This is a genomic window from Mycobacterium sp., assembly GCF_052143115.1.
GTDB lineage: Bacteria > Actinomycetota > Actinomycetes > Mycobacteriales > Mycobacteriaceae > Mycobacterium.
The window spans coordinates 1-13,381 of the sequence record NZ_JBKQTQ010000347.1 but is presented as its reverse complement, the minus strand read 5'-3'; the positions used below and the strand labels follow the sequence as shown (position 1 = coordinate 13,381).

The window sequence follows — 13,381 nt, the reverse complement described above, 5'->3', positions numbered from 1 at the left end:
GGGCGCCACCGAGGAAGACCGGCATCGGAATTCCCGGCACGTCGCTGCACAGGAAGTCAACATGGCGCAGGATCGAGCCGATGTACCACCGCGGCATCATGTTGAGGGCACCGGCGATCCATTGCGTATAGGGCAGCGACTTCTCGTGGCGCACCCTGCCGGTTCTCTCGTGGATCTGGCGGATTCGCTGGGCCGGATCGGGTTCGCCGACCGGCACGTCGAACCGCATCAAGGTGATCCGGTTGCCGCCCATCTCGTCGCCCTCTTCGCGCAGGCTTATCGGCATCGTGAGATGAAGGTCGCCGACCGCGACGCCGTGCTTTTCGTGGTAGCGGCGCAGCCCGCCGGCCACCCCCGCGACGAACGCATCGTTCAACGCACCGCCGCAGCGGTGGGCGGCAGCCCGAAGCTCCGGAAACGGGACCTCCAGCACGCCGAGACGCCGGATGAGGCTGCGCTTCGTCATCAGCGGCGAACCCGTCCGGTTCACCGGGCGCACGGTTCGGTAGACCGACGCGGCCATCTCCACAGCCGACGAAACGGTAAGTACCGGCCGCCGAATGCCGTTGGAAATCAGCTTCGGTGCACTCTTCAGTGTGCCCATCACAGCGTTCCCCACCAATTGGGCGTCGTATCGCGCGGTGTCGCGGTAGCCGCGCAGCCACGGCGGCGGGGGCACTTCAGGCAATTCCGCCATTGGTCCGTGCTTCTCGGGGACCTCGGACAAGTCGAAGAGGATCATCCCGATCTGGATGCCTCCGACGCCGTCAGTCAGAGCGTGGTGGAACTTGAGGACCATTGCCGCGCCGTCGGTTTCGAGGCCGTCGATGAACGTGGCCTCCCAGAGCGGGCGTGCCCGGTCGAAGTCCTCCATCGCGGCGACTCGGGCCATTTCCAGCACCTTGTCAAAAGTGCCGGGCGCGGTCGCGGTCACTCTGCGCATGTGGAAGTCGAGGTCGAAGTCTGGCGCGTACTCCCACCGCGGCGGCGCGGGCGGCGGAGACGGGACGACTCGCTGTCGCGTCATCGGCACCTTTTGCGAGATGAGGCTGAAGCGATTGCGTACCTCTTCCCAATCCGGAGATCGGTCGAGCATGATCACCGTGACCACCGTGGAACGCAATCGAGGATCGCTTTCCATCGCCCACGTGAACGCGTCGCTGTTGCGCATAAACTCGGTCATTTGTGCCTAAAGTACGACTCCCGCCAGCCGTCGTCACGACCTCTGTAATACCGGTGACTTTGGTCCCTTCAGAAAAGGGCATTCGCCGCGGTCAACAGCGCCGCTCAGGGGCTGGGTACTGACCGGCAGCCCGCGCCGCAATGACGGCGTCGACGGCGAGCTACCACATTCATTGACCGCGTCCAGATGATGTTGTTGTCGTCAATTTTAATCCCGCTGCCGGGAATCGAACCCGCTGCATTAGAGCTGTAAACTGCGACAAGATTACGACGCGAGACCTGTGGACACACCCAAAGATGTTGATGCCACAACAGGACCCAACAAACATCATTCGTTGGCCGCGTGTCAGCCGATGATCGGTAGCCTGCGCCTGCGTGCCAGCCGAGTCAGAGCTGACTGCATTACGGATCGCACATGCGCGTCGACCTCAGCGACGGCGGGACGAGCGCCGAACTTGGCCACAATGTCGATCGGTGGCAAGACCAAGGTGACGATCTTGGTCGGTATCGGGACGTTGACCGGCACGACGACGCTGAACCCGAACGGGAAGCCGAACGCAATCGGCAGGATGTCGGTGCGAAACAGTCGGCGCTCCAGCCTCGTCAGCCGAAGCGCACGCGCCAGCCACCTCCCGCGGGTCAAATAGAGTTGGCTTTCCTGCGCGCCGATCGACACCGCCGGCACGATTGGCACCCCGGCCTCGATGGCCGTGGTGACGTATCCAGAGCGACCACCGAAGTCGATGGAGTCTTCCTGCACGGTAGGCCGATAAGCGTCATAATCGCCGCCCGGGAACACCATGACCACAGCACCGGTCGCCAGCGCCGCCGCGGCGTTGTCATGCGTCGCACGGATAACTCCGGTGCGCCTGAGAAGTTCAGCGGCTGGCCCGGCGAACAATGTGTCGTGACCGAGTGTGTAGAGCGGACGTTCGTAGCCGAAGGTGTCGTAATAGGCAACTGCGAAGACCGGCATGTCGGGCGTCACGAGCCCGCCTGAATGATTCGAGACCACCAGAGATGGACCGGCCGGGATGTTTGCCAAGCCCCTCACCTGTGCTCGGAAGTATCGCTTGACAATCGGGCGGGTCAGCCCGACGACCACCTCTGTGAGACCGGCGTCCCACTTATCGACGTCGGTATGTTGAACCGCTCCCGGTACCTCGCCCATGCTGATTGCCTATTGCCGTCCCCACAGTTGCGCCAGCCACGCCAGTCTTGTCCTATCGCAATCGGCCGCCGGCCACTAGGGCCAAAAGGAGCTATCTTCAGGGACTTTGACCCCTGCGAACCGATCACGCGAGAGAGGCTGCGGCTTCGTCTTTCAGAAGAACGCACGGACCACGAGTGCTACACCACGCTGTTTCCGGCTCGAAGGCTTCGCGCTGCAGACAATTGTTCGCTGTCTGCGTCGCTGGTGGAGCTGCCGGGAATCGAACCCGGGTCCTACGGCATTCCCTCAAGGCTTCTCCGTGCGCAGTTCGCTATGCCTCTACTCGGATCTCTCGGTCACACGAACTAGCCGAGATGACGATCCCAGTCGCTGTGAGTGTCCCGATGAGTCCCGCGACCGAACTCATCGGTTGATCCCTCTAGCTGACGCCAGGGTCCGGGTCGAGGGCGTTCCCGGTCTGACGGACTAGCTGTCGCTTAGGCAGCGAGAGCGTAGTCGCGCTGATGTGAATCGGCGCTTATATGGTTGCAACGACGCTTACGGTGGTCTCTTGCCTGCACCGGCACGCTTCCCTTGATTCGATGCGCGAAGTCGAAACCGTTCAGCCCCTCGCATCCCCGCCGACTTTCGGCAGGACACCTAATGATACGCGGTTTCTAACGACGACCCTGATAACAACCATCCCGGCGGCTCGGCGCCGTGAGCTGGTCAGATCGTGTAGTTCAGGTGCTCGACGATGCGGCTGGCGACTTCCTGGTCACCGCTGAGCTGGACGCCGCCGGCACCGGGCTCCGCTCGGCCGCCGGCCAGCCGGGTGAACAGCGCGCCGTCCAGCCGGATCGTGGCCGTCGGTTGTTGTCCGCCGAAATCGTCTACTAGCTGGGCGCGACCGTCGACAGCGACGCGGATGGTGCGGGCCAGCGGACCGGTCAGCTCGATGGCAACCCGGGACCCGTCGGGCGCTTTACCGAGTCTGCCGACCACGTAGCCCATGCTGGTAACCATCTCGTCGAGCGTCAGGCGCGCCGCCGGGCCGGTGAGGTCAGCGTCGGAGGCCGGTTCGTCCACGGCATCGCGGATGTCGTGCTCATGCATCCAGCAGTCAAAGACCCGCACCCGCATAAAGCGCCCATAACTGTCGGGGCCAACCGGGGTCAGGGTCGGCGCGTTCCAGTCGTCGACGGACATGTCAGTCAAGCGTTTACGGCGATCGGCGGTCAGCATGCGGAACCGCTGGTGAAGGTCGGCGCCGGATTCTGCGCTCAGGTGACGGATCCAGCACTCGTTGGCCACGCCGACGTCGTTGCGCACGTGGGCCAGTGTCGACACGTCGATATCGGCGTCGGGTGTGCCGACTCCCTGCAGCACCGACTCGGTGCCGATGATGTGGGCGACCACGTTGTGCACCGACCAGCCGGGCAGCGGCGTCGGCGTCTGCCACCGCTGCTCGGAGAGTCCGGTCAGCAACCGGTCCAGGTTGTCCCAGGTGGCGAACAGACCCGACAACACCTCGGACTTGTCGAGTTCGGTGACCGGGCGCGAGGGGCTGCTCATGTCTCCTGATGCTAGACGGACGTCAGGTTGCGGCGATCATGCTCACCGACACCGCCGCCAGGGCCATGCCGAGCGCCTGCCAGCGAGTCACCCGCTCGCGCAGCACGATGATGGCCAGAATGACCGTCGTCGCCGGATACAGCGAAATCAAGATGCTGGCCAACGACAGCATCCATTTCTGAATCGCCAGCAGCATGGTGATGTTGGCGCAGGTATCCAGCAACGCCGCGGCGACCGCCAGCCGCAGCGGCGTCCTGGACGGAAGTTGGAGATTGTTGCTCATTCCCGCAACGGCGAACACCAGCACGGTGGCCGCCGCCCGGGCAAAGAACAGCGGCCATAACCGGCACTCCACCGGGGCCTGGTGCAGCAGCACGAAGTCCAGCCCGAACGCCACCCCCGAGCCGACCGTCAACCAGGCCACTTTGCTGGTGAACCGGTGGGTCCGGACATCCTCGTCGGCGGGCGACTCCCGGCTCACCAGGATCACCGCAAGCATTGCCAGCACCACGCCTACCGACGCGGTCTCCCCCGGTCGCTCGCCGAGCGCCACGCCGACGGCGACAGGGACGGCAGCGTTGAGTATCGCGGCAAGCGGTGAGACCACCGAGATCGGTCCGGCGCTCACCGCCGCGTAGAACCAATAGACGCCGATCGCCTGACTGATCCCGTACAGCGAGCCCCACAGCAGCGCGCCCGAGTGGACCGGGCCGCCGGCCGTGGCGGCCGTCACGCCCAGCAAGACCGTGGCGACCGGATAGGTCACCAACATGACGCGGAGCCCGGCCGCGCGTCGAGAGGCAACCCCCCCGACAAAATCACTGACGCCGTAGCTGACTGCGGACAGCTGAGCGTACGCGGCGCCGATCAGTTCATGCCCTTGGCTCGTCGGCTCAATTCACGGACTACTTCCCGCTGAGCGTCGCGACGCGCCATGTCCTGCCGCTTGTCGTGCGCGCGCTTGCCGCGCGCCAGCGCTATTTCCACCTTGACTTTTCCCTCGGAGAAGTAGAGTTTCAACGGAATCAGCGCGAGGTTACCATCACGTATCTTGCCGATTAGTGCGTCGATTTGGCGCCTGTGGAGTAACAGTTTCCGGGTACGACGCGGCTCGTGGTTGGTCCAGGTGCCGTGGTGATATTCCGGAATGTGCAGGTTGCGCAGCCAAACTTCGCCGTCGTCGACGGTTGCGTAGGCGTCTACCAGCGACGCCTTACCGTCTCTGAGGCTTTTTACCTCAGTGCCGAGCAAAACCAACCCGGCCTCGTAGACCTCGAGGATTGAATAGTCGTGGCGCGCCTTGCGGTTGGTGGCGACGACATGCTGTCCTGGCGCCTTTTTGGCCACGGCTACCGCCGCACGTACAGGCGCAATGTTGCGTACGCCGTTACGCCGGCCATCGCGACGCCCAACAACAACAGAAGCGGCGCGATATAGAGGATGTCGGCGTAGTCGACCGGGGCGATCAGATGCGCTTGATAGAACTGGCTCAGCGCATTGTCCAGGAACATCGCTCGCACCACGATCAGGCCAACGATGGCGATGATGACGCCGGCGGTCGCCGCCACCATGGCCTCGACCAGGAAGGGCAGCTGGGTATACCAGCGCGTCGCGCCGACCAACCGCATGATGCCGACCTCGGTGCGACGCGTATAGGCCGCGACCTGGACCATGTTGGCGATCAACAGAATCGCCCCGACGGCCTGCACCAAGGCGACGGCGAAGGCGGCATTGCTGAGACCGTCCAACACGGCAAACAGCCGATCGATCAGATCCTTCTGGTTGAGCACATGGTCGACCCCGGGCTGGCCTTGCATCGCGGCGTCAAAGTCGGCGTGCTGCTCGGGATTTTCCAGCTTGACGATGAACGACGCCGGGAATGCATCCTTGCTCGCGAGATCCTTGAACTGCGGGAGCTTGCGAATAGCGTCGTCGTAGGCCTCCTGGCGATTGAGGAACCTCACCGACTTGACGTCGTTGCGCGCCTCGATCTTCTCGCGCAGCGCCTTGCACGGCGGGCTCTGGCAGGTCGCATCGTTGGCCGAAAGGTCGTCGTTGAGGAAGACCTGAGTCTCGACCCGGTCGAGATAGATGCTGCGTGAGTGGTCGGCCAATCGGACCACCAGCAGGCCGCCACCGAACAGGCCGATCGAAATCGCGGTGGTCAGGATCATCGCGACGGTCATGGTGACATTGCGACGAAGACCGGTCAGGACCTCGTTGAACAGGAAGCTGAAGCGCACTTAGCGATCCATCCCGTAGACGCCGCGCTGCTCGTCTCGTACCAGCCTGCCCAGTGACAGCTCCACCACACGCTGCCGCATCGAGTCGACGATGTGATGGTCGTGCGTGGCCATCAGCACAGTGGTCCCGGTGCGGTTGATCCGCTCCAGCAGATCCATGATGTCGTTGCTGGTCTCCGGGTCGAGGTTCCCGGTGGGCTCGTCGGCCAGCAACACCAGCGGCCGGTTGACGAAAGCCCGGGCGATGGCCACCCGCTGCTGCTCGCCCCCGGACAACTCGTGCGGCAGCCGGCTGGCCTTGCCGGACAGGCCGACCATCTCCAGCACGTCGGGCACCACCCGGTTGATCACCTCGGCGCGCTTGCCGATGACCTCCAGTGCGAACGCGACGTTATCGAAGGCCGTCTTCTGTTGCAGCAGCCGGAAGTCCTGGAAGACGCAGCCGAGTACCTGACGCAGTTTCGGGATGTGGCGTCCGGGCAGCGTGTTGACGTGAAACTTCGAGACCCGGACATCACCGGTGGTGGGCGTCTCGGCGCCCAGCAGCAGCCGCATGAACGTCGACTTGCCGGAGCCGGATGGGCCGATCAGGAAGACGAACTCACCCTTGTCGATCTTCACGTTGACGTTGTCCAGCGCTGGCCGCGCCGACGACTTGTACTGCTTAGTGACATGGTCGAGGGTGATCATCACGGATCGCCAGTGTAACGGTGAGTTTCGCTAACGTTCGCCAGGCGGCCCGGCGACGGTTCGGCCGCGTCACGGGGCAGCGGGGAGCCGGCCATCAGGGCAAGCCGGGCAGAGGCGGCGCGGCCGGGGGTGTCGGCGCCTGGCCGGGCGGTGGCGACGTCGTCGTGGCGGGCGGACCAAACGGCGGCGGCAACACAATCGTCGGCAGGTTGAAGGGCGGCGGCGGTGTGGTTGTCGTCGGTGTCGGAGGCGGCGTGGTTGTCGGCGTAGGGGTCACGGTCACGGTGGTTGGCGGTTCCTCAACCCGACTGCGCGGCACCCAGGTGTAGTTCGGGTCGGGCACGTAGCCCGGTGGCACCACCTCGGTCGCAGGCACCTGAGTGGTTGTCGATGAAGATTTCGAGTGCTCGTGGTCGCTGTAGACCCACCACAACGCTGCAAAAGCAATGATCAGCACCAGCGTGGACGTACGCATGTGCCCACCGAACAAATAGCCCGGCCAGCGGCGATCCAGGTCATTGTGTCTTCGCAGCGGGTTCCGCATGAAATTCGTCAATGGCTGGGACCCTGCGTTTCGTCCTCGGCACCCGTGGCGATGGCTCCCACCGTCACCGGTGTCTCACTCGGCGTGTCAACGCCGGCGCGGGTAAGAGCACGGACCACCAGGGCCCGCAGTCGCCGGCCGGCCTCGAATTGCTTACCGGGCAGCGTGCGCGCCACCAAGCGCAAGGTAACGACGTCGACCTCGATCCTTTCCACTCCCATCACGGTGGGCGCATCCAGCAGCAACTCGCCCAACAGCTTGTCGTCGAGCGCATGCTCGCACGCCTGGCGCAGCGTGTCGTTGATCATGCCCAGGTCAGCGCTGGCTTGCACCGGGATGTCGACGACGGCGCGTGCCCAATCTTTGGACAGGTTCACCGTTTTGACGATCTGACCGTTGGGGATCGTTAACAACTCGCCATCGGAGGCGCGCAGCCGAGTGACTCGCAGCGTCACATTTTCGACGGTGCCGGTGGCGTCAGTCGCCGAGACCACAGTAAGCGTGACCAGATCGCCAAAGCCATATTGCTTCTCGAGGATGATGAAGAACCCGGCCAGCAGGTCTCTTACCATCTGTTGGGCGCCAAAACCCAGCGCAGCCCCGACCACCGCCGCCGGCGCCACAAAACCGCGCACCGAGACGTTGAGGATGTCGGCCAGCTGCACGGCGACAACGATGGCGATCAGCACCACCGACACCCACGAGATCAGTGACGCAACGGTCTGGCGGTGCTTGGTGGCTTCCGAACGCACCAGCGCGTCGCTCTCGACGAACCCCTCGTCGAGCCGCTCGGTCACCTTCTGCGCGGCCCAGTTGACGAATCGCGCCGCGAGCACTGCCGCGATCAGCAACAGGATGATGTGAAGACCGCTGGTCAACAACCAGTCGCCGAGATTACCGTGCCAGACATCCCGCCAGGGTTGGGCCGCCGCTATCGAGAGAAAGTTTTTATCAGTCGTCATCTTTTCGGTTGCGCCACCGGATTCCTGCTTCCAGGAATCCATCGATGTCTCCGTCGAGAACAGCAGCCGGATTGCCCACCTCGTAGTCCGTACGCAGGTCCTTGACCATCTGATACGGATGCAATACGTAAGAGCGCATCTGGTTACCCCAGGAGCTGCCGCCGTCCCCCTTCAATGCGTCGAGTTCCGCGCGTTCTTCTAAGCGCTTGCGTTCCAACAACTTTGCCTGAAGAACTCGCATCGCGGCCACCTTGTTCTGGAGCTGCGACTTCTCGTTCTGACACGTCACGACGATACCGGTCGGGATGTGGGTGAGGCGAACCGCGGAGTCGGTGGTGTTCACCGACTGCCCGCCGGGGCCGCTGGAGCGGTACACGTCGACGCGTATATCGCCCTCGGGGATATCGATGTGGTCGGTGGTCTCCACCACCGGCAACACTTCGACTTCGGCGAACGACGTCTGCCGTCGGCTCTGGTTGTCGAACGGGCTGATCCGCACCAGCCGATGGGTGCCCTGTTCGACCGACAACGTGCCGTAGCCGAATGGAGCATGCACGGCGAAGGTCGCGCTTTTGATCCCGGCCTCTTCGGCATACGACGTGTCGAATACCTCGACGGGATACTTGTGCTGCTCAGCCCACCGGATATACATCCGCATCAGCATCTCGGCCCAGTCCGCGGCATCCACGCCGCCCGCACCGGAACGGATGGTGACCAGCGCCTCCCGCTCGTCGTACTCACCCGAGAGCAGGGTGCGGACCTCCATAGCCTCGATATCGGCACTCAGCGCCTTGAGCTCCGCGTCCGCCTCGGCCTGCGCCTCGGCCGCGGCGTCGCCGCTCTCTTCGGCCGCCAGTTCGTAGAGCACCGGCAGATCGTCGAGGCGACGGCGCAGGTCTTCGACGCGCCGCAACTCGCCCTGGGTGTGTGAAAGCTCGCTGGTCACCCGCTGCGCTCGGGCCTGGTCATCCCACAGGTTGGGATCGGCCGCCTCGTGCTCCAGCTTGTCGATACGGCTGCGCAGACCGTCGACATCGAGCACCCGCTCCACCGTGGTCAGGGTGGAGTCAAGTGCGGCGATGTCGGCCTGGCGGTCGGGGTCCACAGCTGATCACGTTACCGGCGCAGTTACGCGCGGCGACGATGCGGGCCGCATGGCGGCCCGAGGAGGAGCCGGGCAATCGTCGTTCGGCGCGCGACCAGCCGCGGCTCGGCGGGACGGACGAATTAGCATCGGGGATTATGCGTCCCTACCACGTCGCGATCGTCGGCTCTGGTCCATCCGGATTCTTCGCGGCAGCATCGCTGCTGAAGGCCGCTGATTCCGCTGAGGACGTCGACGTCGGAGTCGACATGCTGGAAATGCTGCCGACACCGTGGGGCCTGGTGCGTTCCGGCGTCGCACCCGACCACCCCAAGATCAAGTCGATCAGTAAGCAGTTCGAGAAAACCGCTGAGGACCCGCGCTTCCGTTTCTTCGGCAACGTCGTGGTCGGCGAGCACGTCGAGGCCGCTGAACTCGCCGAACGCTACGACGCGGTGATCTATGCCATTGGGACCCAATCCGATCGGTCGTTGAACATTCCCGGCGAAGAACTGCGCGGCAGCGTCGCTGCGGTCGACTTCGTGGGCTGGTACAACGCCCACCCACACTTTGAGCACGCGACACCTGACCTGTCGGGCGCCCGAGCCGTTGTCGTCGGGAACGGCAATGTCGCACTCGACGTCGCACGCATCCTCGTCACCGACCCCGATGTGCTGGCAGAAACCGACATCGCCGACCACGCCCTGGAATCGCTGCGACCCTGTGGGGTGGAGGAAGTGGTGATCATCGGTCGTCGTGGCGCGTTGCAATCCGCGTTCACCACACTCGAGCTGCGTGAACTGGCAGACCTAGAAGGCGTCGACGTGATCGTCGACCCCGCGCAGCTGGAAGGCATCACCGACGAGGACCTCGAGGCCGCGGGCAAGATAACGAAGCAGAACATCAAGGCATTGCGCGACTACGCCGGCCGCGAGCCGCGTCCGGGACACCAACGGATGGTGTTCCGATTCTTGACCTCGCCGATCGAGATCAAGGGCGAGGAAAGCGTTGAGAGCATCGTGCTGGGCCGCAACGAACTGGTCAGTGACGAGCATGGACGGGTGTCGGCCAAGGACACCGGCGACCGCGAGGAACTGCCGGTTCAGCTGGTCGTGCGGTCCGTGGGGTATCGCGGTCTGCCCACTCCGGGTCTGCCATTCGACGAGAAGAGCGCGACCATCCCCCACACTGGCGGCCGGGTGGAGGGCCGTCGCAACGAGTACGTCGTCGGCTGGATCAAGCGCGGGCCGTCCGGCGTGATCGGCACCAACAAAAAGGACTCCCAGGAGACGGTCGACACCCTGATCGCCGATTTGACCGGCGCAACAGAGCTGGCGGACTTCCCCGACGACCATGCCGACAAGCTGGCCGACTGGCTGGCCTCCCGTCAGCCGAAGCTAGTCACCTCCGCGCACTGGAAGCTGATCGACGAGCATGAGCGATCGGCCGGGGAGCCGCACGGCCGCCCGCGCGTCAAGCTGCCGAGCCTGGCCAAGCTACTGCACATCAGCCACGGCTGACCATCAGGGCGACCGAACCAGCGGCAGGACGATTACCACGACCTGGCGGCGCAGAAGCAGATTCTGGACGACGCGTTCGCCGGACATGACGAGTGGAAAATCCCAGAGCTACTCGGCGCCGCACGCAATGACCCCGAGCTGTACTTCGATTCGGTCAGCCAGATTCACATGCCCTCATGGCACAGCGGGCGCATCGTGCTGGTCGGCGACGCCGCGCATTGCGCCTCCCCTCTTTCCGGGCGCGGGACGAAACTGGCCCTGACCGGCACATGGCTGCTGGCGCAGGCGCTTCGCGACCACCCCGCGGATCACCGGCAGGCGTTCGAGCAATACGAACATGAGCAGCGACCGCTGGCCGTGCGCGCCCAAGCTACCGCTGCGCCCGGGGGCGATCGACAGGTTCCCGCAACCCAAGAAGCCCTGGACGCCCGCAACCAGCATCTGCGGGCGGCGTCGGGCCGCTGAATCGGGAGCGAGCGAAAACTGTTGCCGTCACAGCGCTTTCAGGCTCAGCCGGCGGGCGTTTCGGGCGGCGCGAAAGCCCATTTGTCGGGATTTCGCTGTGAGTACACCACTGGCTTTAAATCGCCCACGGCCGGCCAGTTGTCGACATTGACGGCCATCCGTTGATAGACGGTGTAGTCGTTGACGGTTGGCCCGTCGATGACACCGGTGATCGTGACGTACTGCTCGCCGGTGGCCTCCGGCCGCGGGCTGACTCCGGTGATCAGCAGCGTGCCGCTGAGCGCGTCCGAGCGTGGTCCGCCACGGATGAACCGCGGCGCCAGAAACACCGTCAGAATCGTGACCAGCAACAGCAGCATGCCGATTTCCCACACCAGGCCATGGTAGGACTGCACAGATGAACCGGGACGATCTCGCGGTGGCGTTGACGCTCGCCGACCAGGCCGACGCGGTGACCGTCGCCCGCTTCGGGGTGCTGGACCTGCAGGTCGACACCAAACCCGACCTGACACCGGTGAGCGACGCGGACCGCACCGTCGAAACCGGTTTGCGTGAGACGCTCGGGCGGGTCCGGCCCGGCGACAGCATCCTCGGTGAAGAGTTCGGCGGGTCAACCACTTTGGCCGGCCGCCAGTGGATCATCGACCCGATCGACGGCACCAAGAATTTCGTCCGGGGCGTGCCGGTGTGGGCCAGCCTGATCGCGTTGCTGGACGACGGCGTGCCCCGGGTCGGGGTGGTCAGCGCGCCGGCGCTGCAGCGCCGATGGTGGGCCGCCAGCGGCGCCGGCGCGTTCGCGACGGTCGGCGAAGCCCCGGCTCGTCGGCTCTCGGTTTCCTCAGTGGCGCAGCTGAATTCGGCCAGCTTGTCGTTCTCCAGCCTGTCCGGATGGGCTCAGCTCGGTCTGCGGGAACGTTTCCTCGATTTGACGGATGCGGTGTGGCGGGTGCGCGCCTACGGCGATTTCCTGTCCTACTGCCTCGTAGCCGAGGGGGCCGTCGACATCGCCGCCGAGCCGGAGGTGTCGGTGTGGGACCTGGCGCCGCTGGACATCCTGGTGCGCGAGGCCGGCGGGACGTTCACCAGCCTCGACGGCACCGCCGGGCCGCATGGCGGCAGCGCAGTGGCGACCAACGGCGTTCTGCACGACCAGGTATTGGGCAGGCTTGCCGCCGGGTAGCCGGTGTGAAGTACTTAACAGACCTCGCTACCTTACTCTGGAGTAAGATGCAGTTATCCGCACTGCCCCAACAACCGAGGCTGCTGACATGACAAATACTGTCGCCCCGACAAACGGCTCGAAACCGCGCAAGAAACGCGCTGGTCGCAAAACCGCCGTCGGCGAGTACAAGCACAAGCGGACGGGCATCGACGTTGCGCTGGGCCTGCTGACCCCCATCGTGGGCCAGGAATTCCTGGACAAATACCACCTGCGTGATCCGCTCAACCGGACGCTGCGCTACGGCGTCAAGACGGTGTTCTCCACCGCCGGGGCCACCAGCCGTCAGTTCAAGCGGGTCCAAGGTCTGCGCGGCGGGCCGACCCGGCTGAAGACCAGCGGCAAGGACTACTTCGATCTGACCCCGGACGAGGACCAGAAACTCATCGTCGAGACCGTCGAGCAGTTCGCCGAGGAGATTTTGCGTCCGGCGGCGCACGACGCCGACGAAGCAACGACCTATCCCCCGGATCTGGTCGCCAAGGCCGCGGAGTTGGGGATCACCGCGGTCAACGTTCCCGAGGATTTCGACGGCATTGCCGCGGAGCGATCCAGCGTCACCAACGTGCTGGTCGCCGAGGCGCTGGCCTACGGCGACATGGGGCTGGCACTGCCGATCCTGGCGCCGGCGGGAGTCGCCGCCGCGCTCACCCACTGGGGCAGCGCCAACCAGCAGGCCACTTACCTCAAGGAGTTCGCCGGGGAGAACGTCCCGCAGGCCTGCGTGGCCATCGCCGAGCCGCA

The 13,381-nt window shown here is 64.7% G+C and carries 15 protein-coding genes and 1 other RNA gene; 4 read left to right on the top strand and 12 right to left on the bottom strand.

Going from position 1 to position 13,381, the window contains the following annotated elements:
* The 11 genes from ACLQI9_RS33190 to prfB form a co-directional block, all read right to left on the bottom strand.
* Positions 1 to 1,183, bottom strand: a 1,183-nt coding sequence (locus ACLQI9_RS33190; protein ID WP_442392915.1) for a wax ester/triacylglycerol synthase domain-containing protein, incomplete at its 3' end; no start/stop codon positions are given.
* A gap of 345 nt (positions 1,184 to 1,528) precedes the next feature.
* Positions 1,529 to 2,353: a 1-acyl-sn-glycerol-3-phosphate acyltransferase gene (locus tag ACLQI9_RS33185; protein ID WP_442376033.1), complete on the bottom strand. Its 825-nt coding sequence runs from the start codon at positions 2,351 to 2,353 to the stop codon at positions 1,529 to 1,531.
* A 244-nt stretch (positions 2,354 to 2,597) separates the two neighbouring features.
* Positions 2,598 to 2,965: a transfer-messenger RNA gene (gene ssrA / locus ACLQI9_RS33180) on the bottom strand.
* A 99-nt stretch (positions 2,966 to 3,064) separates the two neighbouring features.
* The gene (locus ACLQI9_RS33175; RefSeq protein ID WP_442385120.1) at positions 3,065 to 3,910 is read right to left on the bottom strand and encodes a maleylpyruvate isomerase family mycothiol-dependent enzyme; all 846 of its coding nucleotides are present in this window, start codon (positions 3,908 to 3,910) and stop codon (positions 3,065 to 3,067) included.
* A gap of 22 nt (positions 3,911 to 3,932) precedes the next feature.
* Positions 3,933 to 4,682: an EamA family transporter gene (locus tag ACLQI9_RS33170; protein ID WP_442385122.1), complete on the bottom strand. Its 750-nt coding sequence runs from the start codon at positions 4,680 to 4,682 to the stop codon at positions 3,933 to 3,935.
* A gap of 95 nt (positions 4,683 to 4,777) precedes the next feature.
* The gene (gene smpB, locus ACLQI9_RS33165) at positions 4,778 to 5,257 is read right to left on the bottom strand and encodes an SsrA-binding protein SmpB (RefSeq protein ID WP_442385124.1); all 480 of its coding nucleotides are present in this window, start codon (positions 5,255 to 5,257) and stop codon (positions 4,778 to 4,780) included.
* Positions 5,258 to 5,259: 2 nt separating this feature from the next.
* Positions 5,260 to 6,153 carry a permease-like cell division protein FtsX gene (gene ftsX, locus ACLQI9_RS33160; protein WP_442385126.1) on the bottom strand — a complete coding sequence of 298 codons (894 nt, stop codon included), beginning with the start codon at positions 6,151 to 6,153 and terminating at the stop codon, positions 5,260 to 5,262.
* Positions 6,154 to 6,843: a cell division ATP-binding protein FtsE gene (ftsE, locus tag ACLQI9_RS33155; RefSeq protein WP_442385128.1), complete on the bottom strand. Its 690-nt coding sequence runs from the start codon at positions 6,841 to 6,843 to the stop codon at positions 6,154 to 6,156.
* A gap of 94 nt (positions 6,844 to 6,937) precedes the next feature.
* Positions 6,938 to 7,387 (bottom strand): hypothetical protein, encoded by a 450-nt coding sequence (locus tag ACLQI9_RS33150; protein ID WP_442385130.1) that lies wholly within the window; start codon positions 7,385 to 7,387, stop codon positions 6,938 to 6,940.
* Positions 7,388 to 7,395: 8 nt separating this feature from the next.
* Positions 7,396 to 8,349: a mechanosensitive ion channel family protein gene (locus tag ACLQI9_RS33145; RefSeq protein WP_442385154.1), complete on the bottom strand. Its 954-nt coding sequence runs from the start codon at positions 8,347 to 8,349 to the stop codon at positions 7,396 to 7,398.
* Positions 8,339 to 9,454, bottom strand: a complete 1,116-nt coding sequence (prfB, locus tag ACLQI9_RS33140; protein ID WP_442385132.1) for a peptide chain release factor 2 — start codon at positions 9,452 to 9,454, stop codon at positions 8,339 to 8,341. Before prfB ends, ACLQI9_RS33145 begins: the two co-directional genes overlap by 11 nt.
* A 137-nt stretch (positions 9,455 to 9,591) precedes the next feature.
* On the opposite strand from prfB, the gene ACLQI9_RS33135 reads away from it, so the two are divergent.
* Both ACLQI9_RS33135 and ACLQI9_RS33130 read left to right on the top strand, forming a co-directional pair.
* A complete protein-coding gene (locus ACLQI9_RS33135) occupies positions 9,592 to 10,953 on the top strand; it encodes an FAD-dependent oxidoreductase (RefSeq protein ID WP_442385156.1) in 1,362 nt (453 codons plus the stop codon).
* 168 nt (positions 10,954 to 11,121) lie between these two features.
* Complete coding sequence (locus ACLQI9_RS33130) at positions 11,122 to 11,418, top strand: FAD-dependent monooxygenase (protein WP_442385134.1); 297 nt, start codon at positions 11,122 to 11,124, stop codon at positions 11,416 to 11,418.
* A gap of 44 nt (positions 11,419 to 11,462) precedes the next feature.
* Here ACLQI9_RS33130 and ACLQI9_RS33125 read toward each other — a convergent pair whose 3' ends face one another.
* A complete protein-coding gene (locus tag ACLQI9_RS33125) occupies positions 11,463 to 11,792 on the bottom strand; it encodes a hypothetical protein (RefSeq protein WP_442385158.1) in 330 nt (109 codons plus the stop codon).
* A gap of 23 nt (positions 11,793 to 11,815) precedes the next feature.
* Between ACLQI9_RS33125 and hisN the strand changes: the two genes are divergently transcribed.
* Both hisN and ACLQI9_RS33115 read left to right on the top strand, forming a co-directional pair.
* Positions 11,816 to 12,598: a histidinol-phosphatase gene (gene hisN / locus ACLQI9_RS33120; protein WP_442392913.1), complete on the top strand. Its 783-nt coding sequence runs from the start codon at positions 11,816 to 11,818 to the stop codon at positions 12,596 to 12,598.
* Positions 12,599 to 12,686: 88 nt separating this feature from the next.
* Positions 12,687 to 13,381, top strand: a 695-nt coding sequence (locus ACLQI9_RS33115; protein ID WP_442392911.1) for an acyl-CoA dehydrogenase family protein, incomplete at its 3' end; no start/stop codon positions are given.

Coding starts and splice junctions, on each gene's coding strand:
- ACLQI9_RS33185 (WP_442376033.1), bottom strand. CDS start 2,353: ATGGGCGAGGTACCGGGAGCGGTTCAACATACCGACGTCGATAAGTGG.
- ACLQI9_RS33175 (WP_442385120.1), bottom strand. CDS start 3,910: ATGAGCAGCCCCTCGCGCCCGGTCACCGAACTCGACAAGTCCGAGGTG.
- ACLQI9_RS33170 (WP_442385122.1), bottom strand. CDS start 4,682: ATGTTGGTGACCTATCCGGTCGCCACGGTCTTGCTGGGCGTGACGGCC.
- ftsE (WP_442385128.1), bottom strand. CDS start 6,843: ATGATCACCCTCGACCATGTCACTAAGCAGTACAAGTCGTCGGCGCGG.
- ACLQI9_RS33150 (WP_442385130.1), bottom strand. CDS start 7,387: ATGCGGAACCCGCTGCGAAGACACAATGACCTGGATCGCCGCTGGCCG.
- ACLQI9_RS33145 (WP_442385154.1), bottom strand. CDS start 8,349: ATGACGACTGATAAAAACTTTCTCTCGATAGCGGCGGCCCAACCCTGG.
- ACLQI9_RS33135 (WP_442385156.1), top strand. CDS start 9,592: ATGCGTCCCTACCACGTCGCGATCGTCGGCTCTGGTCCATCCGGATTC.
- ACLQI9_RS33130 (WP_442385134.1), top strand. CDS start 11,122: ATGCCCTCATGGCACAGCGGGCGCATCGTGCTGGTCGGCGACGCCGCG.
- hisN (WP_442392913.1), top strand. CDS start 11,816: ATGAACCGGGACGATCTCGCGGTGGCGTTGACGCTCGCCGACCAGGCC.